Genomic DNA, 26,859 nt, shown 5'->3' on the forward strand with positions numbered 1-26,859 from the left:
GTATAGATAACCAAAATATGATCCCGCATACGTCTCTCTTTCGCCTCCGCTGAGGTTGCCGATATCGGCATGAAAAACGCCTCCACAAGGGAGGCGTTTTGGCATTTATCCGCGGACTCAGGCCGCTCTGTGATAGGCCGATGGTTCGAACAGGGCCTTGTTGGCGACCAGGTCGATGGGGTCAAAGTCATCGACGTTGATGGTGCGCAGGCGACTCTGCTCGGCCCGGCGCAGCAGGTTGGCCTCGGCCGGGTTGATGACCCCCAGCGCCAGCCCCTCGTCGGCGACCTTGTCCAACTGCGTGAAGGGGCGCTTGCGACCGTCTGCCTTGCAGATCTTCTCGAACAGCGGCTCGGCGGCCAGCACGTCATCGAGAGCCTGTTCCAGCAGGCCGAAGGGGTTGCCCTCCTCGCGGGTGAGGTACTGCCCCTCGGCCAGACGGTCGCGGGTGGCGCTCGGTGTCTGCAGCAGACGGGCGACCTGCTGGTCCAGCTTGTCGCTCGGGCGTTTCAGGTCGCGACCCAGCGGCAGCACTATGACCCGCAGGGCCAGCCCGATCCAGCGGTTCGGGAAGTTGCGCAGCAGCTCATCGATCGCCTCCTGTGCCTTGAACATCGCATCTTGCAGCGCCCAGTGCAGCAGCGGCAGATCCGCCTGCTGACGGCCCTCGTCCTGGAAGCGTTTGAGGGCGCTGGAGGCGAGATAGAGCTGGCTCAGCACATCGCCGAGGCGCGCGGAGACCCGCTCCTTGCGCTTGAGTTCGCCGCCCAGGGTGCCCATCGCCATGTCGGACAGGAAGGCCAGGTTGGCGGAGAGGCGGGTCAGCTGCTGGTAGTAGCCCTTGGTCTGATCCTTGAACGGCGACGCGGCGAAGCGGGCACCGGTCAGGCCCAGCCAGAAGCTGCGCACCAGGTTGCTGATGGCGAAACCGACGTGGCTGAACATCGCCTTGTCGAACGCCTTGAGCGCCTGCTCCTGGTCCGGGTGGCTGGCGGCCAGCATCTCCGGCAACACATAAGGGTGGCAGCGAATGGCGCCCTGACCGTAGATGATCATGCTGCGGGTCAGGATGTTGGCCCCCTCGACGGTGACGGCGATGGGGGCGCCCTGGTAGCCACGGGCCAGGTAGTTGTTCGGGCCCATGCAGATCGCCTTGCCGCCGTGGATGTCCATGGCATCGATGACGCACTTCTGGGCGCGGTCGGTGAGGTGATACTTGACGATGGCGGAGATGACCGAGGGTTTCTCCCCCAGATCGATGCCGGTCACGGTCAGCTTGGCCGCCGCGCCCATGATGTAGGCGTTGCCACCGAGGCGTGCCAGCGGTTCTTCGATGCCTTCCATCTTGCCGATCGGCAGCTTGAACTGGCGGCGGATGCGGCTGTAGGCACCGCTCGCCAGGGCCAGCATCTTGACGCCGCCGGTGCTGTTGGAGGGCAGGGTGATGCCGCGCCCGACCGAGAGGCACTCGACCAGCATGCGCCAGCCCTGACCCGCCATGGCGGGGCCGCCGATGATGAAGTCGAGCGGCACGAATACCTCCTCGCCGCGGGTCGGGCCGTTCTGGAACGGCACGTTGAGCGGGAAATGACGGCGGCCGATCTCGACACCCTTGATATGGGTCGGGATCAGGGCGCAGGTGATGCCGAGATCGTCTTCCTCACCGAGCAGATGGTCCGGGTCGCGCAGCTTGAAGGCCAGCCCCAGCACGGTGGCGATCGGTGCCAGGGTGATGTAGCGCTTGTTCCAGGTCAGACGCATGCCGAGCACCTCTTCCCCTTCCCATTCTCCCTTGCAGACGATGCCGAAGTCCGGGATGGAGCCCGCATCCGAGCCCGCTTCCGGGCTGGTCAGGGCGAAGCAGGGGATCTCCTTGCCGATAGCGAGGCGGGGCAGGTAATGGTCTTTCTGCTCCTCGGTGCCATAGTGCTGCAGCAGCTCACCCGGCCCTAAGGAGTTGGGCACGCCGACGGTGGAGGCGAGCACTGCGCTGGCGCCGCACAGTTTCTGCAGCACGCAGGACTGGGCATAGGCGGAGAATTCCAGCCCGCCGTATTTCTTCTTGATGATCATGGCGAAGAACTTGTGGTCCTTCAGATACTGCCACACCTCGGGGGAGAGATCTGCGCGCTCATGGGTCACTTCCCAGTCGTTGACCATGCGACACACGTCTTCGACCGGGCCGTCCATGAAGGCCTGCTCCTCGCTGGAGAGGGTCGCGACCGGGATGGCGTGCAGCTTCTTCCAGTTCGGGTTGCCGGCAAAGAGATCCGCTTCCCACCAGGTGGTGCCCGCCTCTATGGCTTCTTTCTCGGTGCGCGACATCTCCGGCATGATGGATTTGTAGAGCTTGAACAGCGGCCTGGTCAGTTGATTACGGCGAAATTCCACCAGGTTCAACGGGATGGCAACCAGGGCGAACAGAGCCCACACCAGCAGGGGAACCTGGCCATAGAAGGTGCCGATGACCAGGGCGACTGCCGTGGCAAGCGTAGAGGTGAGCAGAGACGCCCGGCGATAAGCCATGGCGCCGATCACCAGGATCACTCCGAGCAGAGTGAGGGTCGTCGTCATTGTTTGCTCCTTGCATGAGTTGCCGAAGTTGGGTGCTAAGTGAATGAACTGATCCAGAGGTCTGACCTGTTGGATGTGGCCTCTGTTGTAATTCATGTGCACAAAATTATCAAGATGTTTACAACTCGGTTACCTCCCGGCCGTGAGCGAGCTAACGCAACCGGCTTTCCCCCTGCTGGCCGGGGGGCGACGGCGGGATTGGCTTGTGCGACAATGCGGAACCCTATGTTGGACGATACAAAGAGACACCAGACGCCATGTACCAAGAACTTATCCGCAATGAATTGACCGAAGCTGCCAGCGTGCTCCAGGCATTCCTGGCCGATGAGCAGAACCTGAAGAGCATAGAGGCGGCCGCCCGCCTGCTGGCCGACTCCTTCAAGCAGGAAGGCAAGGTGCTCTCCTGTGGTAACGGTGGCTCTCACTGCGACGCCATGCATTTTGCCGAGGAGCTGACCGGTCGTTATCGGGAGAACCGTCCCGGTTACGCCGGCATCGCCATCTCGGATCCGAGCCACCTCTCCTGCGTCTCCAATGACTTTGGCTACGACTATGTGTTCTCCCGCTACGTGGAAGCGGTCGGTCGTCGTGGCGACGTGCTGCTCGGCATCTCCACCAGCGGCAACTCCGGCAACATTCTCAAGGCCATCGAGGCCGCGCATGCCAAGGGCATGAAGGTGATCGCGCTGACCGGCAAGGACGGTGGCAAGATGGCCGGCCTGGCCGACGTCGAGATCCGGGTGCCCCATTTCGGTTATGCCGACCGCATTCAGGAAGTGCACATCAAGGTAATCCACATCCTGATCCAGCTGGTTGAAAAAGAGATGGCCAAGTAACCAGCTGCTCAGCGAGGTGATCCGCCTTATGCTGATCCAGTTGGTTGAAAAGAAAAAGAGATGGCCGAGTAATCGGCGTCTGTCGGAGGGGACGCGGTGCGGTCATGCCGACCGCTTCTGTCGCGCCCCCTCCGGCGAGAGCCGCTGATTGAAGAGAGGCTCAAGTCATTCAGGGAGTGGACTGGATATGTGCGAACTGCTCGGCATGAGTGCCAATGTGCCGACCGACATCTGCTTCAGTTTTACCGGGCTGATGCTGCGCGGTGGCAAGACTGGCCCCCACAAGGATGGCTGGGGGATCACCTTCTATGAGGGGCGCGGTTTTCGCACCTTCAAGGATCCCGAGCCCAGCGCCCAGTCACCCATCGCCAAGCTGGTGCAGGCGCTGCCCATCAAGAGCCGCGCCGTGGTCAGCCATATCCGGCAGGCCAATCGTGGCTGCGTGTCGCTGGAGAATACCCACCCGTTCACCCGGGAGCTGTGGGGCCGTTACTGGACCTTCGCCCATAACGGGCAACTGACAGGCTACAAGCGGCTGTCGACCGGGCGTCACCGCCCGGTCGGGGACACCGACAGCGAGCACGCCTTCTGCTGGCTGCTCGCGCAGCTGGAGCAGAAGTATCCCAAGCGTCCGGCCAACTTCCCCGCCATGTTCCGCTATCTGGCGAGCCGGTGTGATGAGTTGCGCGGTTTGGGGGTGTTCAACATGTTGCTGTCGGATGGGGAGTTCGTGATGACCTATTGCAGCAACAACCTCTACTGGCTCACCCGCCGGGCGCCTTTTGGCGAGGCCCGTTTGCTGGATGAGGACGTGGCCATCGATTTCCAGAGTGAGACGACGCCGAACGACGTGGTGACCCTGATCGCGACGAGGCCGCTGACCGGCAATGAACATTGGGTGAAGATGGTGCCGGGGGAGTTTTGCCTGTTCCGGCTGGGTGAACTGGCGCACGGCAATTCACCCGAGTGAGAGATAAAAAAATACCAGGGTAGAATCCTACCCTGGTTCTTCGCAGCAGCCATACAGGCAAAAGGGATGAGAGAGGTGTTGCTGAGCCGCATCATTCTCATGACTCGCATTGTTATTTAAATGTTAATTTGGTGGCAACATTTATGTTGCTCCCTGGTATTCCTGCTTTTCGATAACTTGAACCGGCTCACATTATGGCGTTATCGAGACCGCTCACCGGGCTGGTCTGCGATCCTATGCCGGATGACAGCCGGCGCGATCATCATCTATATTGTGGTCTGTTTGAATACCATCAAAGGGAAGCGAAGATGGAGTGGCTGGATCAGAAGGTGCTACGGCAGCTGGCAGAGGACATTGGTCACGAGATGATGCCCGTCGTCATCTCGGTGTTTGTCGAGGAGGTGGGCGAGCAGCTTGCTCGGCTCAGGCCGCTGTACGAGCAGCGGGACTGGCCCGCACTGGCCCGGGTGGCCCATAGCATGAAGTCTTCCTGTGGCAGTTATGGTGCCGAGCCCAGCTACCGGCAGGTGATGGCGCTGGAGCTTGCCTGCCGCCGGGAAGATGTAGAAGAGGCTGGCCAACTGCTGGCGCAGCTGGAGCACTCCCTGCCACAAGTCTTCTCCCATCTGGCCCGCTATCACTGATCTCGGGCTCAGCCTGCCTTGTGATGCCTGATGTGCCTGCCCTGGATCACCTCATCCAGCGCCTGTCGAAGCTTGAGACGATCGTGACGATGGGGCAGGGCGGTCTCACCCAGCTCGGCCTGGATGAGGCAATCCGCCAGCTCGGGGACACTGAGGCCCTCGGGCGCCAGTATGGCATCGACCCGGCCTTGACCTATCCGCTCTTCCAGCCAGCGATGCTGCTCGGGCAGTGCCAGCTGGCCGGCCGGCCCGTTTTCGGCGACCAGGTTGCAGACGAAGACGACGATGGCCTGGCTATCCCGAATGGCGCCAGCCACCTCGTCCAGCAGCAGGGGGGGCATGACGGAGGTGAGGAAGCTGCCTGGCCCCAGGATGATCATGTCGGCCTGGGTCAGGGCCTGCACGGCCTCGCGGGTGGCCGGCACGGCCGGACTCAGGCTCAGGGCCCGTGGCGGGGTGGCGAGCTGATCGATGGAGACCTCTCCCAGGATCTGGTCACCGCAGACGGTGTGGGCACAGAGATCGGTGGGCAGCTCGGACATGGGCAGTAACTGGGGCTCTATCTTCAGCATGTCGCTGATGAGCCGGATGGCATCCAGGGGGCGGACACAGAGGTTGTCGAGCGCCAGCAGCATCAGATTGCCGAGGTTGTGACCCGCCAGCTCCCCTCTGCCATTGAAGCGGTATTCGAACAACTGGCTGCCGATGCCGGGATCGGTCACCAGCTGATTGAGGCAGTTGCGCAAGTCCCCCCAGGCGATGCACTCCTGGCTCTTGCGCAAGCGTCCGGTGGAGCCGCCATCATCCGTGGTAGTGACGATACCGGTCAGCCGTTGCCCTAAAAACGAGAGGGAAGAGAGCACCCGGCCCATGCCGTGGCCACCGCCGATGGCGACGACCCGATCAAAGTTACTGATATTTTTTTGCCACATGCAGCCATCCTGTGGGTGGGTCTGTGAGAACCATTCTAGCCAATATGGCCAGCTAATCATTTGATAAGGGTATGATTTTTGCTTACCACCTGCATCGCATACCACTAGGAGATGGCGTTGAACTTCCTGACGGCTCACTCTCTTGCAGAGACGACCCTGCTGGCCGCCCAACAGATAGTCGAGCGGCTGCTCGCTCAATCAGCTCATTCCCCATCGTTGTTGCTGGTCTATTTTACCCAAGCTCACGATGCTGCGGTACTGCGTCATGCGCTTAAAATCTGCTTCCCGGATTGTCGTCTCATCGGTTGCAGCTCCTGCGGCGGGATCATGACTCAGGCCGGCCACCATGCCCGGCATGGCTGGGGCCTGGCGGTCGCCGCCCTCTATGACGACAAGGGGGCCTACGGCGTGGCCGGTCAGGCCGGGGACGAGCTGGATGCGCGCCAGCTGCTGCGCGGCGCCATCGCCGATGGCGGACGCCCCGGCGAGCTGCCACAGCTCATCTTGCTGCATACCAGCCCCGGGCTGGAAGAGGTCATGCTGGCGGGGATCGAGGCGGAGTTTGGCACGACGGTTCCCGTCGTGGGGGGCTCGGCGGCGGATGATGGGGTCACCGGCGAATGGCAGCTGTGCTGGGACGAGGGCGAGAGCCGGCAAGGCGCTGTGCTGGCGGTGCTCTACCCCGATTGCCAGCTGGCCTTCCAGTTTCACTCCGGCTATGTGCCCACCGAGCAGCATGGCACCATCACCGCCCTGGATGGGCGCGAGGTGCTGACCATAGATCACGAGCCGGCGGCCCGGGTGTATGCCCGCTGGACGGAGCGCGAGACCCCTTGGCAGGTGGGCCCCATCCTGAGGGAGACCACCCTCTCTCCGCTGGCCCGCCAGGTCGGGACCCTGGACGACATGCCTTATTACAAGCTCTCTCATCCCGAGGCGGTGACTCCGAGAGAAGGGTTGCGGCTGTTTACCGAGACCCGGCTGGGGGAGCGCCTGCAGCTGATGTACAGCAGTGAGGAAGGCCTGTTGCAGCGCAGCCTGAATGCGGTGCGGATCGAGCCCGAATATGGCATGGCGGGCAGCCTGCAGCCCTTCGGCGCCCTGGTGGTGTTCTGTGCCGGCTGCCGACTGGTGCTGGGGGAGAGTCTGAACGACGTCGTCGACCAGTTCCGCAGCCAACTGGGGGAGATCCCCTTCATCACCCCCTTTACCTTCGGCGAGCAGGGGCGTTTGCCCCATGGTGAGCTGGCCCATGGCAACCTCATGGTATCGAGCGTAATCTTCCTCGATAGCTGACACAGTGCTGGACACAAGATGATAGGCAATACCGAACTCGAAGCTCTGGGTGACAAGCTGCAGACCACGCTGGTGGAGCTGGTGCGTTGCCGGGAGCGGGAGGCCAAATACCGCCAGGAGTCGCAGGCCTTGCTGTGCGGGGTGGCGACGCTGGCCGATGCCCAGAGCCTGGAGCAGGTGCTGGACAGCCTCATCCAGGCGCTCAAGCCCTTCATCGGCTTCGAGCATGCGGATGTGGTGGCCTGGGGCGGGGCGAGCGGCACCACTCATCTCAGCACCCAGCCCGAGGAGACGGGCCGCCCCTGGCCACTGACCCCGCTCTTCTCCCGCGCCATCGCGGGGGAAACCCTGGTCATCTATGATCCGTCCCAGCTGCCCGAACTGGCGCCCCTGGCGGGGGCGGCGGGCTGGGCCAGCGTCATGATGACGGGGCTGCAGGCCCCCGGTTTTTCCGGGGTGCTCATCTGCCGTCATGGCGCCGTGGGCACCTTCGATCTCAAGAGCAAGGCGGCGATGCAGCGGTGCCGTCCCCTCATCTCCCAGGCGCTGGTCAACATTGCCTATAGAGCTCGCCTGCAGGAGCAGGTCGAGCTCAAGACCCTGGCCCTGCAGGCCAGCGAGCAGCGTTTTCGCAGCTTTGCCGCCATGGCGTCCGACTGGTTCTGGGAGACGGATCCCGAGCATAGGCTCAGTTATGTGTCGGCCCCCGGTTACCGCAGAGAGCTGATCGCCCGCCAGGTCGGCCGCAGCCTCTATGATTTTGCCCATGACCCCCAGGATCCCGAGTGGTGCAAGTACCGACGGCTGATCGCGCTGCAACTGCCGGTGCGGGCGATGCGCACCCAGGTGGTGCTGGCCAGGGGGCCTCGCTGGATGGAGCTCAACGCCGAGCCCTGCTTCGATGCCGACGGTGTCTTTATCGGCTATCGGGGCACGGCGCGGGAGATAGACAACCAGATCCGCCGGGAGCAGGAGCTGGCGCGGGCACGGGACGAGGCGGAGACGGCCAACCGGGCCAAGTCACAGTTCCTGGCCATGATGACTCACGAGATCCGCTCCCCCATGAATGCGGTGCTGGGGATGCTGGATCTGTTGCAATACGGGCGGCTCGAGGCCCAGCAACAGGCCCTGCTCGGCCATGCCACCCACTCGGCGCATCTGCTGCAGACCATCATCGATGATGTGCTCGACTTCTCGAAGATCGAATCTCATACCCTGGCGCTGCATGCTGAGCCGCTGCAACCCACCCGCCTGTGTCAGGCGCTGGTGGAGCCGCTGCAGGCGCAAGCCAGCGCCAAGGGCATCCGCTTGCATTGGCAACTGGATGAGTCGGTGCCGGACTGGTTGCAGGGGGACTCGGTCCGTCTGTCCCAGGTGATCGGCAACCTGCTCGGCAATGCGGTGAAGTTTACCGCCACCGGCAGCGTGCAGCTGGCGCTGGGGTGGCAGGATGAGCGGCTGAGGGTGTCGGTGACCGATACCGGGATAGGTATCTCCGCCGAGGATCAGGGGTTGCTGTTCGAACCATTTTTTCAGGTCGACAGCTCGGCCACCCGCCGTTTCTCCGGCTCCGGGCTCGGGCTTGCCATCAGCCGGAGGCTGGTGCAACTGATGGGCGGCGAGATCTGCCTGCAGAGTACGCCCGGTCAGGGCAGCCGTTTCTGGTTCGAGTTGCCCGGCATGGCGGCCCCTTGCATCGACCCGGGTCAGCCCGTCACCGATGCGCTCGCCATGCTGGATCTGGATGTGCTGGTGGTGGAGGACAGCCCGGTCAATCAGCTGGTGGTGTCGCTCATGCTGCAGAAATTGGTGTGCAGGGTGCGGCTGGCGGCCAATGGCCTGGAGGCGTTGGCGCAGGTCAACGAGCGGCGGCCCGATCTCATCCTGATGGACATGCGGATGCCGCATATGGATGGGCTGGAGGCGACCCGCCGCTTGCGTGAAATGGGGTGTGGGATCCCGATAGTGGCGCTGACGGCCAATGCCATGACGGAGGACAGGGCGCGCTGTCTGGCTCAGGGGATGAACGATTTCCTGGCCAAACCGATCAGCCTGGCCCGGCTGCGCAGCTGCTTGCAGCGGCATTGCGGGACCGCCAACCCGGGATCCAGATAAAAAAATGGTCAACCTGGTGGTTGACCAATTCTTCAGCAAATACTGAAGAGAGCACGGGATAAATCGGGTTGTACAGGCACTTATGAAAAATTCGTGCCAACTTTTAATGACCTGTTTTTGCGGCTTGCGGCTGAGTAATCTGTCATTCCTCGCTGCCGGATCGTTGCAAAATGCGAATTATGTGTTTTCATTGTAAGAATATTCGCATTTTGCAAAGCTGCTTTTGACTCACTGTGCGATCAGTCGGCGCAAGAACTGGCGCGCCGCTTCACTGTTTTGTTTGGCAATCAACATCTGTTTTTCATAGATCGGCATGGGCAGGATCTCGAGCCAGCGCTGGCAGAGCCAGGCCGCATCGTCGAACTGCTTGTCCGGGTAGAGCTCATCCAGTTCCGGATATTGTTCAAACACCTCCCTCAATCTGCTCACCAGCGGTGTGTCGCTGAAATCGGAGTGGGCACTCGGCCAGTTGGGCAGGGTTTCTACCTTGGCGTGGCGCAAGCCGGTTTCGTCCGTCTCCATTTCATGAATGGAGAAGCGTTCGAGACCGAGCACTGTGACCCCGAGCAAGCCATCGTTGAGGGTATAGAAATCAGTCACCTTGACGCGGGTACCGACCGGCAGTATGCGTCCGCAGCTGCCCGTGCTGGTCGTCTCTTCCATGACGATGCCAAAGCCCCGATCATCGATGAACGACTCCTTGAGCATCTGCAGGTGGCGTGGCTCAAACAGGCGCAGGGGGAGTTTCCCGCCCGGCAGTATGTGTGAGGGCAAGGGGAACAGTGCCAAGGGTTGAAGTTTCATGTTCCATCCTCCGATAAGTCGCATCTGCATATGACAATGCAGTGACTGTGCCAGAGGGTGGGGAAATCGGTTTATTGGGGCCGTTGAAGGAAGAACTATTTTAATAGTCGATGAAAATCATGTGGTTATGGGGAGGAAAAAATACAGCGTTGGTCCGATGCAGTCTTGGACACAAGTGACTCGCAAGGGTTTCGAACATGCCCCATCTGCAGAATGGGGTCTCGTTCGCATATTGCAAATGACTCCCCTGCAAAATGCGCCTCTGCCATCCACCTTCAGCGGTAGCTGCTGTCTGGTATGATGGCAGATGTGGGCTAGGCGGTTGACTCGGCGTGCTGGTTCAAGCCTTCCAGCATCAGGGCCGCGATCTCGTCATACATCTGTGACCAGGCCTCGGCCAGTTCTGGCTTGAAGTTTGCGCCCAAGCGCCGCGCCAGCACTGTCGTCAGCGCCTGCTTCAACAGTGCGAACTGGTGTGGTTCCACCTTGAATTTCCGGTGCCTGCGACCGAGATCCCTGATGATGAAACCCAAGGCATCCAGCTGCTCCAGGCTGGTGATCACCGTGTTCAGGGTCTCCGACACCTTGGCGACCGGCATGCCCGCAGGATCGGGAAAGAGGTCGATCAATTCCGGCGACAGTCGGAACAGCTCCTCATACACCTCCTGCACATAGGTGTGATTCAACGCGGTTACCTTGCCCCATGCTCTCTGCACCAACTCGATCTGTTCGGGAGTCATGCCGTCCATCCTTCCTATGTGGTCGCCTGAAGATAATAATGCACTCGCTCAATAAGGCACAGAGGGGAAATAAATCATTTCATGGGCCCGGCCGATCGGGACTGTGTGGCGGGGGCGGGCCGACACCTGGTCAGCAAAAGGCCCCGACGTAGCGGGGCCTGATTGATTATTTATGCAGCCAGCTGAGCCGCCAGCCGCGACCCTGATGTGATCGCAGGACCCAGGGTGTGAGCGCGCTAGTTGCGCTGCTCCAGGTACATGACGGCGGCTTCCACCCGGCTCTGGGCCTCGAGCTTCTTCAGCAGACTCTTCACGTGGACCTTGACCGTTCCTTCGGAAATATGGAGCACGGAGGCGACCTGCTTGTTGGAGAGCCCCTTGGCTATCTCGCGCAGGATCTGCATCTCGCGGCGGGTCAGGCTCTCCAGCTTCTGCTGCAGATGATCCAGCTCATAGATGTTTTCCAAATAGGGGCGCAGCGGCTCGCTCAGGATCTGCTTGCCGGTCATGACATCGGCCAGTTGGCCCAGCAGCATGTCAGGCTCGGTGTCCTTGAGCAGGTAACCATCGGCGCCGGCCTTGAGCAGGGCCACCACGTCCTGGCGGGCATCGGAGACGGTCAGGATCACCACCCGGGAGGTGACCTCTTCGGCCCGCAGCGCCTTGAGGGTGTCGAGGCCGGAGAGCCCCTTCATGTTGAGATCGAGCAGGATCAGGTCGGGTTCGGATTCCTTGGCCATGGCCACGGCATCGGTACCGTTGGAAGCCTCACCGATCACCTCGATGTTATCTTCCAGTTCCAGCAGCTGCACAATCCCTTTGCGCATGAGGGGATGGTCATCCACGACCAGAACACTATATTTCATCTCGTCCATCAGGCGTCTCTTGTTAGGCTGGTGGGAAAGGTCAGGTGTACACGGGTGCCGCCGGATGGCGGCTCACTGATGGCCAGCTGGCCGTGCAACTTGCTGGCGCGCTCGCTCATGATGCTAAGACCGTAGTGATTGACCGCGGAGCTCGCGCCCCCTATTCCGACACCATCATCTGAAATCTGAACCTGAATGTTACCATCAGCCAGGGTCTCACAGCTAACCTCAATCAGCTGTGCGCCGGCATGTTTGATGGCATTGAGCACTGCCTCACGGATCAGCTGCAGGATATGGATGTGCTGCCCCGCCTCGAGGTCGGTATCGGCCAGACCGTATTGGAGCCTGATTTCGGCCCGGGTCTGGGGCTTGAGCTGCTCCAGCATGACGCCGATGGCTTCGCCGAGATTGGCGTCACCTATGCTGAGGCGGAAGGTGCCGAGCAACTCGCGCAACTGGGTATAGGCGTTGCTGAGCCCCTCGTCGATCTGCTGCATGGCCGCCTCGGCCTTGCCGTGATCCCCCTTGGCGACGGAGCGCTTGAGCAGGGTGGACTGGATCTTGAGGTAGGAGAGCGCCTGGGCCAGCGAGTCGTGCAGCTCGCGAGCGATGACGGCTCGCTCCTCCATCAGCAGCAGGCGCTGATGTTGCAGCAGGGTCTGATCCTTGTGCAGCACCTGGGCCAGCAGCATGGAGAAGTTCTTCATCAACCGCTCGTCGATGGGGTGCTCGCTGATCATGTCGAGTCGGCCGAACTCCTGATCGTCCATCTGCAGATAGAAGCTCACCAGGCTATCCAGATCGCCGGGCCAGCCCTTGCGGCCGGTGATGTACACCGGCATGGCGTTGTGCTCGAAGCGGGTCAGCCGGATGTAGTCGATGTGCTGATGGGCGGCCGCCCGCTCCAGCAGCTTCTGCAGGGTACGCCGGCTCAGCGGCGCCGCATGCAGCTTCTGGGCGGTGGAGTAGAGGAAGGAGAGGGTATCGTTGGCCTGTTGCAGCTTGGCGGTCTTCTCCTCCACCTTGCTCTCCAGCTCCCGATAGAGCTTGCCGAGTTCGTCCGCCATGGTGACGAAGGCGCCCGACAGCTCCCCCAGTTCGTTCTCGCAGTGGGGGGGCAGGGTGAGATCGAACTCCTGGCGCTGGATCTGGCGGGCGCAATAGACCAACTGGTTGAGCGGGGCCACCACCTGCTGGCGGGTGAAGCGCACCGTGAACCAGGCGATGGTGATGATGGAGAGCAGCCCCAGCCCCTCCGCCAGCGCCAGCATGCGCACCTTGAACTCCACGTGGTATTGCATCTGGTTGACGAAGTCGTCGATGGCGGCGACGAACTGCTCGGTGTTGTCGGTGTAGCGCCTGGGGGTGGCATTCTCGATGTGCTCACGCATCACCTGCCATTGCAGCAGCACCTCGCCATAGGTGCGGCGCAGGGAGGCGGGGGTGATCCAGCGCTGGGTCTCCTGCAACTCGCGCGCGCGCAGCGTCTGCTCGAACTGGGCGAGCCGCCCCAGCACGGTCTGGCCCTGCTCGATCTCGTAGGCCATGCGATAGGCCTGCATGCGCAATGAACCGGACAGGTTGATGGCCTTGGCATCGGGGACCGAATAGAACAGGGTGACCATGGCGACGACGGCGATCAGGCTCGCCATGAACAGGATGAGTACCATGGAGCGGCCGATGGCGCTGCTGACAGACTGCACTTTGAACCACTTTCGCATGCTGGTTGAGGGTCCCGGGGCCGGTAATAAACCACATAAAGTTGCGTGGGAGTGTACTCCAACTTGTGCTAGCATCGAAAAACTAGATGAACTCCGAGCGGTTTTGCCTAAGTCCTCAGATAGGGGGAAACCGCCGTCAGCCGATCTTCGCGCTGTAAGGGTCAGGAAAGAAATGCCCTGGCCTCCCGTATTTGGAAAGGTGTTTATGTTGCCACTTGAAGATGGTTTTTCCCGTCGTTTTTACTATTTGCGCCTGTCGGTCACCGACGTGTGCAATTTTCGTTGTACCTACTGCCTGCCCGACGGCTATCGCCCCGAGGGGCGCAAGTCGTTTCTCTCGCAAGAGGAGATCCGCCGGATAGTGTCCGGCTTCGCCGCCATGGGCACCCGCAAGGTGCGCCTGACCGGTGGCGAGCCCTCCCTGCGCCGTGATTTCACCGCCATCATCGAGACCGTGGCCAATACGCCCGGGATCGAGAAGGTGGCGATGACCACCAATGGTTATCGTTTGAAGGAGCGGGCGCAGGAGTGGTTCGATGCTGGCCTGACCGCCCTCAACGTCAGCGTCGACAGCCTGGATCCGCGCCAGTTTCACCAGATCACCGGCGAGAACAAGCTGGCGGAGGTGATGGAGGGGATCGAAGCGGCGCTGGCCGCCGGCTTCAAGTCGGTGAAGATCAATGCGGTGCTGCTCAAGGGGCTCAACGATCAGCAGCTGGATGCGTTTCTGGCCTGGATCAGGCACAAGCCCATCGAACTGCGCTTCATCGAGTTGATGCAGACCGGGGAGATGGACAGCCTGTTTCGCGATCACCACGCCAGCGGCGAGCTCATCAAGCAGCAGCTGCTCGGCAATGGCTGGGTCCAGCAGCTGCGCGGGGCCGACGACGGTCCGGCCCAGGTGTTTATGCACCCGGCGTCACAAGGCGGGGTGGGGCTCATCATGCCCTACAGCAAGGACTTCTGCGCCGGTTGCAACCGGCTGCGGGTCTCCTCTGTGGGCAAGCTGCACCTCTGCCTGTTCGGCGACCACGGTGTGGAGCTGCGGGATCTGCTCACTGCCGACAGCCAACAGGACGAGTTGCAACAACGGATCCGCCATGCCCTCGTCGGCAAGGCCGCCACCCATCGCCTGCACGACGGCAATGCCGGCATGACCCCCCATCTTGCCTCCATCGGCGGTTGAGGTTTCGCCGCCCGATAAAAATAGCCACCGATTAATAAGCAATCCTCACATAGGGGTATTTTGACCCGCCCCTGTGTGACCTCATTGTGCCAAGGGATTGATCCAGCGCAAGAATCCCCCCTGTTTATCCCCCTAGTGGTATATCCCTTAACTTGTCGGGGACGCAATATACACCCACGCTTATAATTGGTATTGAAAATACCAGTCACATAGTCCGCACTCGAGTCTTTTACCTGCGAAGAGGAAGCAATATGCCGGATGGGGTCAACCTGTCACGCCGTGGTTTGTTTCGAGGCCGACTGAGTGCGCCCGAGCCCGAGACACGGCTGCCCTGGTCCCTCTCCTGGCCCGACTTCGTGGCCGACTGTACCCGTTGCGGAGACTGCCTGACGGCCTGTCCGGAGCAGATCCTGGTCAAGGGAGACGGTGGTTTCCCGACCCTGGACTTTAGCCGCGGCGAGTGCACCTTTTGTACCAAATGTGTCTCGGCCTGCGAGCTGCCGCTGTTTCGTCCGGTGACGGAAGCCCCCTGGGACTACGTGGCCCATATCGAAGCCGGTTGTCTGGCCCATGAGCAGGTCTTCTGCCAGCGCTGTCAGGACAGCTGCGAACACAATGCGATCCGTTTTTCTCCCCAGTTGGGACGAGTGCCGACGCCCAGCATCGATCTCGAGCTGTGCAATGGCTGTGGCGCCTGCGTCGCGGATTGCCCGGTCGGCAGCATCAGGGTCGGCGCACCCCGCGGCGAACCGAATCAGGTCTGAGCCAGGGCGTCGCCGGCATGCCCCCAGGGTGGCATCGCCTCTGCCGCTAGCCGATAGGAAGCAAGGATGAGCAAGTTGGAAAACACTATGAACCGAGAAGAGTTCCACGTATCGAGCCTGGTGGTGCTGACCCAGCCCCCATTGCGTCACCGGCTCGCCGAACAGATCGCGGCCCTCGAGGGTGCCGAGATCCACGCTGTCAGCGACGAAGGCAAGTTGGTGGTGACCCTGGAAGGGTCGAGCCAGCGCCCCATCATGGCGGCCATAGATGCCATTGGGGCAATGCCCGGGGTGCTCTCCGCCGCCCTGATCTACCACCAGTTCGATGAACTCGATAAGCAATGCGAGGATATGCCATGAAGCTGAGTCGACGCGACTTTATGAAGGCCAATGCGGTGGCGGCTGCCGCTGCCGTGGCCGGTGTCAGTGCCCCCACCCTGGCGGCGAACCTTATCACCAGCACCGACAAGACCGCCATCACCTGGGACAAGGCGCCGTGCCGCTTCTGCGGGACCGGCTGCTCAGTGCTGGTGGGCTCCCAGGCCGGCCGCGTCGTCGCGACCCAGGGCGATCCCGATGCGCCGGTCAACCGTGGCCTCAACTGCATCAAGGGCTACTTCCTGTCGAAAATCATGTATGGCGAGGATCGTCTGACCCAGCCGCTGCTGCGCATGACCAACGGCAAGTTCGACAAGAACGGTGACTTCGCCCCCATCAGCTGGGATCAGGCGTTCGACATCATGGCCGAGAAGTTCAAGGCCACCCTCAAAGAGAAGGGCCCGACCGCGGTCGGCATGTTCGGCTCGGGCCAGTGGACCGTGTGGGAAGGCTACGCCGCCTCCAAGCTGATGAAGGCGGGCTTCCGCTCCAACAACCTGGATCCCAACGCCCGTCACTGCATGGCCTCGGCCGTGGTCGGCTTCATGCGCACCTTCGGCATGGATGAGCCCATGGGCTGCTACGACGACATCGAGCAGGCCGACGCCTTCGTGCTGTGGGGCTCCAACATGGCCGAGATGCACCCCATCCTCTGGTCCCGGATGTCCGATCGCCGCCTCTCCAATCCGGACGTGCAGGTGCATGTGCTCTCCACCTTCGAGCATCGCAGCTTCGAGTTGGCCGACAACGGCATGGTGTTCACCCCGCAGACCGATCTCGCGATCCTCAACTACGTCGCCAACTACATCATCCAGAACGACAAGGTGAACTGGGAGTTCGTCAACAAGCACACCCAGTTCCGTAAGGGCGTCACCGACATCGGCTACGGCCTGCGTCCGACCAACCCGCTGCAGCAGCAGGCGAAGAACCCGGACAGCGGCGACTCCACCCCCATGAGCTTCGATGACTTCGCGAAATTCGTGGCGGACTACGACGTCGAGTCGGTCTCCAAGCTCTCCGGCGTCTCCAAGGAGAAGCTGGAAAAACTGGCCCAGATCTATGCGGATCCGGCCAAGAAGGTGGTCTCCTACTGGACCATGGGCTTCAACCAGCACACCCGCGGCGTCTGGGCCAACAACCTCTGCTACAACATCCACCTGCTGACCGGCAAGATCTCCACCCCGGGCAGCGGTCCCTTCTCCCTGACCGGCCAGCCTTCCGCCTGTGGTACCGCGCGGGAAGTGGGCACCTTCGCCCACCGCCTGCCGGCCGACATGGTGGTGACCGAGCCCAAGCACCGCGCCATCGCCGAGAAGATCTGGAAGCTGCCGGAAGGCACCATCCCGGACAAGGTGGGTTACCACGCCGTGCTGCAGAGCCGCATGCTCAAGGACGGCAAGCTCAACGCCTACTGGGTGATGTGCAACAACAACATGCAGGCCGGCCCGAACATGAACGAGGAGGGGCTGCCCGGTTATCGCAACCCGGCCAACTTCATCGTGGTGTCCGACCCTTACCCGACCGTGACCGCCCAGGCCGCCGATCTGATCCTGCCCACCGCCATGTGGGTGGAGAAGGAGGGCGCCTACGGCAACGCCGAGCGTCGCACCCAGTTCTGGCACCAGCAGGTCAAGGCGCCGGAAGGGGCCAAGTCCGATCTGTGGCAGCTGATGGAGTTCGCCAAGCGCTTCACCGTGGAAGAGGTGTGGCCGGCCGAGCTCATCGCCAAGATGCCGGAAGTGAAGGGCAAGACCCTCTATGAGGTGCTCTACCGCAACGGTCAGGTCGATCAGTTCCCGAAAGAGCAGAGCAAGGGGGCACTGAACGACGAGGCCGACCACTTCGGCTTCTACGTGCAGAAGGGGTTGTTCGAGGAGTACGCCAGCTTCGGCCGTGGCCATGGCCACGATCTGGCCCCCTTCGATCAGTATCACGAGGCCCGCGGCCTGCGCTGGCCCGTGGTGGACGGCAAGGAGACCCTGTGGCGCTATCGCGAAGGCTTCGACCCTTATGTGAAGGCGGGCGAGGGGGTGCGCTTCTACGGCAAGCCCGATGGCAAGGCGGTGATCTTCGCGCTGCCCTATGAGCCGGCCGCCGAGTCGCCGGACAAGGAATACGACATGTGGCTCTCCACCGGCCGCGTGCTGGAGCACTGGCACACCGGCACCATGACCCGCCGCGTGCCCGAGCTCTATCGCGCCTTCCCGGATGCGGTGCTCTTCATGCACCCGGAAGATGCCAAGGCCCGTGGCGTGCGCCGTGGCGAAGAGGTGATCGTCGCCTCCCGCCGGGGTGAGGTGAAGACCCGGGTCGAGACCCGCGGCCGCAACCGTCCGCCCAAAGGCCTGGTGTTCATGCCCTTCTTCGATGCGAGCCAGCTGGTCAACAAGCTGACCCTGGACGCCACGGATCCGCTCTCCAAGGAGACGGATTACAAGAAGTGCGCCGTCAAGGTCATGAAGGCGTAAGGCGGGGCCCGGGGGATGAGTCGCAGCCGTCGCCAGTTCCTTGCCGACCTTGCCAAGGGGGCCTGCTCCGTGGGCCTGCTTGGCGCAGGGCTCGGCGGGGTGGCCCGGCAGCAGGCGCAGGCGGTGCCCGCCCAGGCACTGCGGCCGCCTGCGGCCCTGGACGAGGCGGAGTTCCTCGGCGCCTGTGTGCGCTGCGGGCTCTGCGTCGAAGCCTGTCCCTACGACACCCTCAAGCTCGCCAGGCTGCTGGAGCCGGTGACCACCGGCACCCCCTATTTCGAGGCGCGCGCCGTGCCGTGCGAGATGTGTGACGACATCCCCTGCGTGGTGGCCTGTCCGAGCGGGGCGCTGGATCCGGCCATGACCGACATCGATCAGGCGCGGATGGGAGTGGCGGTGCTCATCGACCATGAGACCTGCCTCAACTATCTGGGCCTGCGCTGCGATGTCTGTTACCGGGTCTGCCCGCTCATCGATCAGGCGATCACGCTCGAACTGGTGCGCAACCCGCGCACCGGCAAGCACGCCATGTTTCTGCCCACAGTGCACAGCGACAGCTGTACCGGCTGCGGCAAGTGCGAGCATGCCTGCGTGCTGGAGACGGCGGCGATCAAGGTGGTGCCCCACCGGCTCGCCAAGGGGGAGCTCGGCCATCACTACCGGCTCGGCTGGGAAGAGAAGCAGAAGGCGGGCAAGTCGCTCATCGGTGAGCGCCTCACCCTGCCGACCCGCAAACCGGAGGGGCTATGAGCCGCTATCCGGGGCAAGAGGCGAGGGTGCGGCTCGGCTGGTGGCGATCACACCGCTTCCTGCTGCTGCGCCGTCTGACCCAGTTCGGCGTGCTGGGGCTCTTCCTGTTGGGGCCACTGGCGGGGATCTGGATCCTCAAGGGCAACCTCTCGAGCTCTTTATTGCTGGAGAGGGTGCCGCTGACGGATCCGCTCACCCTGTTGCAGTCGGTCGCGGCGGGTCACTGGCCGGTCGCCACCCTGTGGCTCGGCGCGGCCATAGTGCTGCTCGGGTACTGGCTGGTCGGGGGGCGGCTGTTCTGCTCCTGGGTCTGCCCGGTCAACCTCATCACGGATGCGGCGGCCTGGCTGCGGGCCCGGCTCGGTCTCAAGGGCAACGGTCAGTTCAACCGCAACACGCGCTACTGGCTGCTGGCCATGGTGCTGGTGGCCCCGGCCATCACGGGCGTGCTGGTGTGGGAGCTGGTCAACCCGGTGTCGCTGACCCTGCGCGGTCTGCTGTTTGGCATGGGAGCGGGCTGGGGCTTGCTGGTGGCCCTGTTCCTGTTCGATCTGTTGGTGGTGGAGCGAGGCTGGTGTGGCCATCTCTGCCCGGTGGGGGCCTTCTATGCCCTGCTCAACCGGGTCGGGTTTATCAAGATTTCTGCCAAAGGGCGTGAGCGTTGCAGCAACTGCATGGATTGTTATGCGGTCTGCCCCGAGCGTCCCATCCTGCGCGGCCCGGTCCACGGTGCCAGGCGCGGTCACGGGCCCTTGATTGTGGCTCAGGAGTGCACTAACTGCGGCCGTTGCATCGATGTCTGCGCGGAGCAAGTTTTCGAAATCACAGTAGGTTTTGCCGTCAAGGCAGAGAAAACGTCGGAGAACACATAATGAAAAAGCTGATTGGAGCAATGCTGGCCTGCTTGATGGCGGGTTCCTTGATGGCGGCAGTCCCCGAGATCACCAACAGCACGGGAGGCATCAAGTCGGAGCGAGGCAGCACGGATCTCGCGATCGAGGCCGAGGCCGCCCCGCTCAAGAACTATCGCAAGGATGGCGACATCTACGATCGTCAGTACATGCATCAGCCCCCGCTGATCCCGCACGATACCCGTAACTACGAGGTGGACAACAAGGTCAACAAGTGTCTGGCCTGTCACAGCTTCAAGAACGCCAGTGCCATGAAGGCTCCCAAGATCAGCCCGACTCACTTCGAGACCCGTGACGGCCTGACCCTGGGTGAAGTCTCCCCCCGTCGCTACTTCTGCCTGCAGTGCCACGTGCCGCAAGCGGATGCCAAGCCGCTGGTGGAGAATACTTTCAAGCCGGTCGAAGCCCTGAACTAAGGAGTCCATAGATGAAATTACCCGGCTTTGCGCAACATCTCTGGAACACTTTCAAGTTTCCCTTGAACGAAGCACCGAACTGAGGAATCCACAGATGAAATTACCTGGTTTTGTGCAGCGACTCTGGACCACCTTCAAGTCTCCCTCCAAGGCGGCCCTCTGGGTGCTGCTGATGATGGGTTTCTTCGGCGGCGTCATCTTCTGGGGGGGCTTCAACACCGCCATGGAGGCGTCCAACACCGAGAAGTTCTGTACCGGTTGCCACGAGATGAAGGACAACGTCTTCGTCGAGTACCGTGACACCATCCACTACGCGAACCGCTCCGGCGTGCGCGCCAGCTGCCCGGATTGCCATGTGCCCCACGAATGGACCTACAAGATCATTCGCAAGGTGCAGGCCTCCAAGGAGCTGTGGGGCATGCTGACCGGCAAGGTGGACACCCGCGAGAAGTTCGAATCGCATCGGCGCGAGATGGCCGAGCGGGAGTGGCAGCGGATGAAGGAGACGGATTCGAGGGAGTGTCGCAACTGCCACAACTTCGAATACATGGACTTCTCCCTGCAGGGACGGCGTGCCGCCAAGATGCACTCCACCAACCTGGCCAGCGGCGAGAGCACCTGCATCGACTGTCACAAGGGCATAGCGCACCAGCTGCCCGACATGACGGGGGTGAAAGGCTTCTAAGGACGTGACCACAGGGTCGGGCATGCCCGGCCCTGTGGTTTTTCATTTTTATGGACTCGTTAATCCCATCTGCACGGCAACTTTTGATAGAATCCGTGCGCGATAACGCGACCCCCACCGTTTTCCCCTCTCACCAGCCGGCATGGCTTCGGCGGTATCTGGCCGGGTGGGGGCGTGTCATCCCTTCTCCTCTCGTGGTCAATGATTGACAGGAATTGCCCAATGGCACCCAAAAACAGCGAATTCATTCCTCTCCAGATCGCCGTACTGACGGTCTCCGACAGCCGCACCGCCACCGACGACAGCTCGGGGGATTATCTGGTGTCGGCCCTGACGCAGGCCGGTCATCAGCTGGCGGATCGGGCGCTGTGCGCCGACAATCTGTTCCGCGTGCGGGCCCAGGTCAGCCAGTGGATCGTCGATGAGGCGGTGCAGGTGGTGCTGATCAACGGCGGCACCGGCTTCAATGAACAGAACCGGGTACCTGAGGCGGTGGGCGTGCTGTTCGAGCGCACGGTGCAGGGCTTTGGCGAGATGTTCCGCCAGCTCTCCTTTGCCGAGATAAAAGGTTCTGCCATGCAGAGCCGGGCGCTGGCGGGACTCGCCAACCGTACCCTCATCTGCTGCCTGCCCGGCTCCACCGGCGCCTGCCAGCTGGGCTGGGAGCAGCTAATCCGGGATCAGCTCGACGCCCGCACCAGACCCTGCAACTTTGTCTCCCACCTTTGAACCCCACCCCTGAGGGAAAGTGATGAACCTGACCCATCTCAATCAAAGCGGTGAGGCCCACATGGTGGACGTGACCGACAAGCAGGTCACCGAACGGGAGGCCCGCGCCGAGGCCTTCGTGACCATGGCGCCCGCCACCCTGGCCCTGATCCTGAGCGGCCAGCACCACAAGGGCGACGTCTTTGCCACCGCCCGCATCGCCGGCATCATGGCGGCCAAGAAGACCGCCGACCTGATCCCGCTCTGCCATCCGCTGGCACTCACCAAGGTGGAGGTAGAGATCGAAGCCCAGCCCGAGCACAATAGGGTGCATATCCGCACCCTCTGCAAGCTCTCGGGCAAGACAGGGGTGGAGATGGAAGCCCTGACCGCCGCCTCGGTGGCGGCGCTCACCATCTACGACATGTGCAAGGCGGTGCAGAAGGACATGGTGATCGAGCAGCTGCGCCTGGTCGAGAAGAAGGGCGGCAAGTCCGGTCACTTCCAGCTGGCGCCGGATGCAGGAGAGAACGCATGATCAAGGTTCTGTTTTTCGCCCAGGTGCGGGAGCTGGTCGGTTGCGACGAGCTGAGCCTGCCCAGCGACTACGCCACGGCCGAACAACTGCGCGTGGCCCTGTGCGAGCGTGGCGACAAGTGGGCACTGGCGCTGGAAGCGGGCAAGCTGCTGGTGGCGGTCAACCAGACCCTGGTGCCTCTCGATACGGCGCTGGTCGATGGCGACGAGGTGGCCTTCTTCCCCCCCGTGACCGGAGGCTGAGCCCATGTCCCACGAGATGCCCACTGATTTGACCGATCGCATCCTGGTGCAGCGGGCCGACTTCTCCCTCGGTGACGAATACCAGCGGCTCGCCGCCCGTCACGACACGGGCGCCATCGTCACCTTCGTCGGCAAGGTGCGCGACTTCAATCAGGGGGAGCAGGTCAAGGGGCTGGCCCTCGAGCACTACCCCGGCATGACCGAGAAGGCGCTGGCCGATATCGTCGCCCAGGCGCGCGGCCGTTGGCCGCTGCAGGAGTGCACCCTGATCCACCGCATCGGTGAGCTGCTGCTCGGCGATCAGATAGTGCTGGTGGCGGTGAGCAGCGCCCACCGGGAGGCGGCCTTCGAGGCCTGCCACTTCATCATGGATTTCTTGAAGACCCGGGCGCCGTTCTGGAAGAAAGAGCTGACCGCCGAGGGCATAGCGCGCTGGGTCGAGGCCAAGCAGAGCGATGACGACGCCGCGGCTCGCTGGTAAAAAGAAGTTGGTAAGGCGCACGCTGATATTGAGGGAGTGAGTCCCGCGAAGGGATTGCCCCATTTTCGGGCCAGGCAGAACCAGGCCCCTCGGTGTAATGACAGGAGTAAGGGAATGAAGCAGCTGTTATCCGTGTTGTTGGTGGGCGCCTCCGCCTCCGTGTTGCACAGCGGTGCCGTGCAGGCCGACGAGGTCAAGGTCGCCGTGGCCGCCAACTTCAAGGGCACCATAGAGCGCATCGGCAAGGAGTTCACCGCCAAGACCGGCCATAGCGTCGTCATCAGCTCGGCGGCCACCGGGGTGCTCTACACCCAGATCAGCCACGGTGCCCCCTTCGATCTCTTCCTCTCCGCCGACGTCAGTACCCCTCAAAAACTGGAGGCGGAGGGCAAGGGCAGTGAGCGTTTCACCTACGCCATCGGCCAACTGGGCCTGTGGAAGAAGGGTGGCCCGGCCCCCGATGAAGCCACCCTGCGCGGCTGGAAGGGCAACCTCGCCATCGCCAACCCGCGCACCGCCCCCTACGGCGCCGCCGCCATGGCGACCCTGGAGCAGCTCAAGATCGATCCCAAGCAGTATCGCCTGCTGACCGGTGCCAACATCGGCCAGACCTGGCAGTTTGTGGACACAGGCAACGCCGAGCTGGGCTTCGTCGCCTGGGCCAACCTGGTGGAAGCGGGCAAGACCGGCGAAGCCTGGGCGGTGCCGAATCAGCTCTATCCGGCCATCGAGCAGCAGGGGCTGGTGCTGAAGAAAGGGGAAGCGGTCGATGCCCTGGTGGCCTGGCTCAAGGGCCCGGGCCAGAGCACCATCAAGGACGCGGGTTATGCCCTGCCGCAATGATGGCGTGAGTGCTAATTCCGCATGATGGGTGGCCGGCCTCTGGGCCGGCCACCCTTTGCTATGAGGATGCAAGACATGTTGTTGCTCGAACCTGGCCGGGGCCTTGACCATGAGTGAGGGAGATCTGCTGGCCGTCTGGCTGACCCTGAAGCTGGCCGGCAGCACCACTGGCATCCTGCTGCTGCTGTCACCACCGCTGGCCTGGTGGCTGTCCCGCAGCCAACACCGGCTGCGGCCGCTGGTGGAGGCGCTGGTGGCGTTGCCGCTGGTGCTGCCGCCGACGGTACTCGGCTTCTATCTGCTGCTCGCCTTCTCCCCCTCCTACGGCTTCGGTGCCTGGTGGAAGGATACCTTCGGCGCCCCCCTTGCCTTCAGTTTCCTCGGCCTGCTGTTTGCCTCCATCCTCTATTCGCTGCCCTTCGTGGTGCAGCCGCTCACCTCCGCCTTCGTCAACATGGGCAGCAAAGAACTTGAAGCGGCCGCCACCCTGGGGCTGGGGCCCCTCGAGCGCTTCTTCCACATCATCTTGCCGATGACGCTGCCGAGCTTCGTGATGGCGGCGGCGCTGGGCTTTGCTCATACCCTCGGGGAGTTTGGCGTGGTGCTGATGATAGGGGGCAACATCCCGGGGGAGACCCAGGTGCTCTCCATCGCCCTGTTCGATCACGTGGAGGCCATGGATTATCAAAACGCCCACACTCTGGCCGGCGGCCTGATGGGCTTCTCCCTCGTCATGCTGGTGCTGGTCTACGGCGTCTTGCAGCGTCGGCAACGGAGGCTGTTCGGATGAGCCTTCACCTCAAGGCCAGGCGCCGGTTTGGCGGCTTCGAGCTCGACTGCGAGCTGGCGCTGCCGCTGGGTGGCATGCTCGGCCTGTTCGGCCCCTCAGGTTGTGGCAAGAGCACCCTGCTGCGCATCATCGCCGGGCTCGATCGCCAGCCTCAGGATCGCCTGCGCTGGCAGGGGCGGGAGCTTGGGAGCCTGCTGCCCGAGCGGCGCCGCATCGGCCTGGTGTTTCAGGACTCGCGGCTCTTCCCCCACATGACGGTGCTGGCCAACCTGCAGCTGGCGGCCCGCAAGGGCAGGGGGCGCTGGCAGCCCGAGGCGCTGGCCGAGCGACTCGGTTTCGCCGAACTGCTGCCCCAGCCCGCCCATGGCCTCTCCGGTGGCCAGCGCCAGCGAGTGGCGCTGGGACGGGCGCTGCTGGCCGAGCCCGATCTGCTGCTGCTGGATGAGCCCTTCTCGGCGCTGGACAGGCGCAGCCGCATTCATCAGGCCCATGTGCTGAGGGGCCTGCAGCGCGAGAGCGGCCTGCCGATGATCTTCGTCAGCCACGCCATGGAAGAGGTGAGCCTGCTGTGCGATCAGCTGGTGCTGCTGGCCGAGGGGCGGGTGGAGGCCCAGGGTCGGCCCGGCGACATCTTTGCCCGCACCGACTTGTCGCTCGCCAGTCGCGATGACGCCGGCGTCATGCTGAGCGCCACCCTGGCCCACTACGACGACGCCTCGCAGATGGCGAGCCTGCGACTCGGCGAGCAGACCCTGATGGTCACCATGGATCATGCCCCCGACGAGACAGGCCCCCTGCAGATAAAGGTGGCGGGACGGGACGTGGTGATCGCCACCGCCCCCATAGCGCACTCCAGTCTCTCCAACTGCCTCGAGACCCGTCTGCTGGAGATCCGGGAAGTCAGGCCGGGCCAAACCCTGTTGCAGTTGGCTCTGGGGCAGCAGATACTGCTGGCCCGGATCACCAGTCGCTCCGCCGAGCGGCTCGCGCTGGTGCCGGGGCAGCTCCTCTATGCCTACATCAAGGCGGTTAGCCTGGTCGGCGAGGGCTGAGGCGTTTGGGACAGGATCCACTGTTCTATGTCCTTATCCAGCAAGGCGGTGAGTCTGGTCGGCGAGGGCTGAGGCGTTTGGAACAATCCGCTGTTCTATGGCCCTTTCCAGCAAGGCGATGAGTCTGGTCGGTGAGGGAGGAGGCGCCTGGGACAGGATCCGCTGTTCCATGTCCCTATCCAGCAAGGCGACGAGTCTGATTGGTGAGGGCGGACTGTCAGCGCAACAAGGGAATCTATGTCATCAGGTGCCGGCATCGAGCCGAGAGGGAGAGCGCGGGTGCGTCGCAATCAGGTAATGAAATCCCATGGCTTGGCCCTGCGTAGTGCGGGGGAGGGGCCACTGTTGCTATTGCTGCACGGGCTCGGCTCCTCCGGTCTCGACTGGCAGGCTCAGCTCGAGCACTTCTCGCAGCACTACCGGGTGGTGGCCCTCGACTTGCGTGGTCACGGCCAGAGCATGCAGGAGGGGCCCTTCGATGTGCCCACCCTGGCGGCGGACGTGGCCCGCTGGCTCGACGAGCAGCCGGAGCCCGCCTGGGTGGTGGGGCTCTCCCTGGGGGCCATGGTGGCGCTGGAGCTGGCCCTGCAACTGCCGAACAAGATCCGCGGTCTGGTGCTGGTCAACGGCTTTAGCGAGTTCTTGCTGGAGAGCCCCAAGGAGCGGGAGCGCTACGCCCAGCGCCTGAAGTGGCTGCGCTGGTTCGGCCTGCGCCCGCTCGCCTGGTGGCTGGCGCGGGAACTCTTCCCCGGCCCCGAGCTTGCCCAGTTGCGCCAGACCTTCCGGCTGCGTTTCGTGCGCAGCAACAAGAAGAAGGTCTACAGGGCCCTGCTCGCTGCCTTGCCCGGCTGGTCGGCCCGCGCCCGGCTCGGCACCCTCTGGCAGCCGGTGGCCATCATCTCCACGACCCAGGACTATCTGCCGCTGGCCAAACGGGTGGAGCAGTTCGCCTCCCTGCCCAACGCCAGCATCCACACCCCTCCCGGCCATCATGCCTGGCCGGCGGAAGATCCCGCCGGATTCAACCATCTGCTGCAACGGATCCTGGCGACGCACTGAGCCTGGGCAGACAAAAAAAGCCGAACCCCATGGGTTCGGCTTTTTGATTGGTGCGAGCGGCTTGCTCTGACCGGGCTAATACCCTGGCCG

The 26,859-nt window shown here is 62.9% G+C and carries 27 protein-coding genes and 1 riboswitch; of the genes, 21 read left to right on the forward strand and 6 right to left on the reverse strand.

Annotated elements, in window-relative coordinates:
- Window positions 1-117: 117 nt before the first annotated feature.
- On the reverse strand, window positions 118-2,574 hold the full coding sequence (gene fadE / locus KW821_RS01965) for an acyl-CoA dehydrogenase FadE (protein ID WP_218290163.1): 2,457 nt from the start codon (window positions 2,572-2,574) through the stop codon (window positions 118-120).
- 257 nt (window positions 2,575-2,831) lie between these two features.
- Here fadE and lpcA point away from each other — a divergent pair, with 257 nt between their 5' ends.
- The 3 genes from lpcA (at window position 2,832) to KW821_RS01980 (ending at window position 5,024) form a co-directional block, all read left to right on the forward strand.
- Window positions 2,832-3,410, forward strand: a complete 579-nt coding sequence (gene lpcA / locus KW821_RS01970; RefSeq protein ID WP_042651397.1) for a D-sedoheptulose 7-phosphate isomerase — start codon at window positions 2,832-2,834, stop codon at window positions 3,408-3,410.
- A 187-nt stretch (window positions 3,411-3,597) separates the two neighbouring features.
- On the forward strand, window positions 3,598-4,380 hold the full coding sequence (locus KW821_RS01975; protein ID WP_218290165.1) for a class II glutamine amidotransferase: 783 nt from the start codon (window positions 3,598-3,600) through the stop codon (window positions 4,378-4,380).
- Window positions 4,381-4,688: 308 nt separating this feature from the next.
- Window positions 4,689-5,024 (forward strand): Hpt domain-containing protein, encoded by a 336-nt coding sequence (locus KW821_RS01980; RefSeq protein ID WP_218290167.1) that lies wholly within the window; start codon window positions 4,689-4,691, stop codon window positions 5,022-5,024.
- Window positions 5,025-5,032: 8 nt separating this feature from the next.
- Here the strand turns inward: KW821_RS01980 and yvcK are convergent, their stop codons facing one another.
- The gene (gene yvcK, locus KW821_RS01985) at window positions 5,033-5,956 is read right to left on the reverse strand and encodes a uridine diphosphate-N-acetylglucosamine-binding protein YvcK (RefSeq protein ID WP_218290168.1); all 924 of its coding nucleotides are present in this window, start codon (window positions 5,954-5,956) and stop codon (window positions 5,033-5,035) included.
- A 111-nt stretch (window positions 5,957-6,067) separates the two neighbouring features.
- Here yvcK and KW821_RS01990 point away from each other — a divergent pair, with 111 nt between their 5' ends.
- A complete protein-coding gene (locus KW821_RS01990) occupies window positions 6,068-7,252 on the forward strand; it encodes an FIST signal transduction protein (protein ID WP_218290170.1) in 1,185 nt (394 codons plus the stop codon).
- Window positions 7,253-7,270: 18 nt separating this feature from the next.
- The gene (locus KW821_RS01995) at window positions 7,271-9,367 is read left to right on the forward strand and encodes an ATP-binding protein (protein WP_218290172.1); all 2,097 of its coding nucleotides are present in this window, start codon (window positions 7,271-7,273) and stop codon (window positions 9,365-9,367) included.
- Between the two features lie 228 nt (window positions 9,368-9,595).
- Here KW821_RS01995 and KW821_RS02000 read toward each other — a convergent pair whose 3' ends face one another.
- The 4 genes from KW821_RS02000 to narQ form a co-directional block, all read right to left on the reverse strand.
- Window positions 9,596-10,171, reverse strand: a complete 576-nt coding sequence (locus KW821_RS02000; protein WP_218290174.1) for an LON peptidase substrate-binding domain-containing protein — start codon at window positions 10,169-10,171, stop codon at window positions 9,596-9,598.
- Window positions 10,172-10,485: 314 nt separating this feature from the next.
- Window positions 10,486-10,911, reverse strand: a complete 426-nt coding sequence (locus KW821_RS02005; RefSeq protein WP_218290176.1) for a globin domain-containing protein — start codon at window positions 10,909-10,911, stop codon at window positions 10,486-10,488.
- A gap of 236 nt (window positions 10,912-11,147) precedes the next feature.
- The gene (gene narL, locus KW821_RS02010; RefSeq protein WP_218290178.1) at window positions 11,148-11,786 is read right to left on the reverse strand and encodes a two-component system response regulator NarL; all 639 of its coding nucleotides are present in this window, start codon (window positions 11,784-11,786) and stop codon (window positions 11,148-11,150) included.
- Window positions 11,786-13,498 carry a nitrate/nitrite two-component system sensor histidine kinase NarQ gene (gene narQ, locus KW821_RS02015; RefSeq protein ID WP_042651405.1) on the reverse strand — a complete coding sequence of 571 codons (1,713 nt, stop codon included), beginning with the start codon at window positions 13,496-13,498 and terminating at the stop codon, window positions 11,786-11,788. The genes narL and narQ overlap by 1 nt, the downstream gene beginning before the upstream one ends.
- A 79-nt stretch (window positions 13,499-13,577) precedes the next feature.
- Window positions 13,578-13,716: riboswitch (molybdenum cofactor riboswitch) on the forward strand.
- On the opposite strand from narQ, the gene moaA reads away from it, so the two are divergent.
- From moaA to KW821_RS02095, 16 genes are all read left to right on the forward strand, one after another.
- Entirely contained in the window at window positions 13,704-14,684 is a 981-nt protein-coding gene (gene moaA / locus KW821_RS02020) for a GTP 3',8-cyclase MoaA (RefSeq protein WP_218290180.1), read from the forward strand. It overlaps the preceding riboswitch by 13 nt.
- A 251-nt stretch (window positions 14,685-14,935) precedes the next feature.
- Window positions 14,936-15,448 carry a ferredoxin-type protein NapF gene (napF, locus tag KW821_RS02025; RefSeq protein ID WP_218290182.1) on the forward strand — a complete coding sequence of 171 codons (513 nt, stop codon included), beginning with the start codon at window positions 14,936-14,938 and terminating at the stop codon, window positions 15,446-15,448.
- Window positions 15,449-15,514: 66 nt separating this feature from the next.
- Entirely contained in the window at window positions 15,515-15,808 is a 294-nt protein-coding gene (locus KW821_RS02030) for a chaperone NapD (protein WP_232018914.1), read from the forward strand.
- On the forward strand, window positions 15,805-18,294 hold the full coding sequence (gene napA, locus KW821_RS02035) for a nitrate reductase catalytic subunit NapA (protein WP_042651409.1): 2,490 nt from the start codon (window positions 15,805-15,807) through the stop codon (window positions 18,292-18,294). The genes KW821_RS02030 and napA overlap by 4 nt, the downstream gene beginning before the upstream one ends.
- 15 nt (window positions 18,295-18,309) lie before the next feature.
- Window positions 18,310-19,044: a ferredoxin-type protein NapG gene (gene napG / locus KW821_RS02040; protein WP_042651410.1), complete on the forward strand. Its 735-nt coding sequence runs from the start codon at window positions 18,310-18,312 to the stop codon at window positions 19,042-19,044.
- Window positions 19,041-19,916, forward strand: a complete 876-nt coding sequence (gene napH / locus KW821_RS02045) for a quinol dehydrogenase ferredoxin subunit NapH (protein WP_218290184.1) — start codon at window positions 19,041-19,043, stop codon at window positions 19,914-19,916. Before napG ends, napH begins: the two co-directional genes overlap by 4 nt.
- The gene (locus KW821_RS02050; RefSeq protein ID WP_042651412.1) at window positions 19,916-20,371 is read left to right on the forward strand and encodes a nitrate reductase cytochrome c-type subunit; all 456 of its coding nucleotides are present in this window, start codon (window positions 19,916-19,918) and stop codon (window positions 20,369-20,371) included. The genes napH and KW821_RS02050 overlap by 1 nt, the downstream gene beginning before the upstream one ends.
- A gap of 94 nt (window positions 20,372-20,465) precedes the next feature.
- The gene (locus tag KW821_RS02055; RefSeq protein ID WP_042651413.1) at window positions 20,466-21,056 is read left to right on the forward strand and encodes a cytochrome c3 family protein; all 591 of its coding nucleotides are present in this window, start codon (window positions 20,466-20,468) and stop codon (window positions 21,054-21,056) included.
- A gap of 222 nt (window positions 21,057-21,278) precedes the next feature.
- On the forward strand, window positions 21,279-21,785 hold the full coding sequence (gene moaB / locus KW821_RS02060; RefSeq protein ID WP_042651414.1) for a molybdenum cofactor biosynthesis protein B: 507 nt from the start codon (window positions 21,279-21,281) through the stop codon (window positions 21,783-21,785).
- A gap of 22 nt (window positions 21,786-21,807) precedes the next feature.
- Complete coding sequence (gene moaC / locus KW821_RS02065) at window positions 21,808-22,302, forward strand: cyclic pyranopterin monophosphate synthase MoaC (protein WP_218290186.1); 495 nt, start codon at window positions 21,808-21,810, stop codon at window positions 22,300-22,302.
- Entirely contained in the window at window positions 22,299-22,544 is a 246-nt protein-coding gene (gene moaD / locus KW821_RS02070) for a molybdopterin synthase sulfur carrier subunit (RefSeq protein ID WP_218290188.1), read from the forward strand. Before moaC ends, moaD begins: the two co-directional genes overlap by 4 nt.
- A 4-nt stretch (window positions 22,545-22,548) precedes the next feature.
- Window positions 22,549-23,025, forward strand: a complete 477-nt coding sequence (gene moaE, locus KW821_RS02075) for a molybdopterin synthase catalytic subunit MoaE (protein WP_218290190.1) — start codon at window positions 22,549-22,551, stop codon at window positions 23,023-23,025.
- Between the two features lie 114 nt (window positions 23,026-23,139).
- Window positions 23,140-23,868, forward strand: coding sequence for a molybdate ABC transporter substrate-binding protein (modA, locus tag KW821_RS02080; RefSeq protein WP_218290193.1), 729 nt, complete (start codon window positions 23,140-23,142; stop codon window positions 23,866-23,868).
- 109 nt (window positions 23,869-23,977) lie between these two features.
- Window positions 23,978-24,658: a molybdate ABC transporter permease subunit gene (gene modB / locus KW821_RS02085; protein WP_218290194.1), complete on the forward strand. Its 681-nt coding sequence runs from the start codon at window positions 23,978-23,980 to the stop codon at window positions 24,656-24,658.
- Window positions 24,655-25,710, forward strand: a complete 1,056-nt coding sequence (gene modC / locus KW821_RS02090) for a molybdenum ABC transporter ATP-binding protein (protein WP_042651420.1) — start codon at window positions 24,655-24,657, stop codon at window positions 25,708-25,710. The genes modB and modC overlap by 4 nt, the downstream gene beginning before the upstream one ends.
- Window positions 25,711-25,989: 279 nt before the next feature.
- Complete coding sequence (locus KW821_RS02095; RefSeq protein WP_218290197.1) at window positions 25,990-26,769, forward strand: alpha/beta fold hydrolase; 780 nt, start codon at window positions 25,990-25,992, stop codon at window positions 26,767-26,769.
- Window positions 26,770-26,859: the final 90 nt, after the last annotated feature.

Origin of the sequence: Aeromonas sp. sif2416, assembly GCF_019218665.1 — a bacterium.
Lineage (GTDB): Bacteria > Pseudomonadota > Gammaproteobacteria > Enterobacterales > Aeromonadaceae > Aeromonas > Aeromonas encheleia.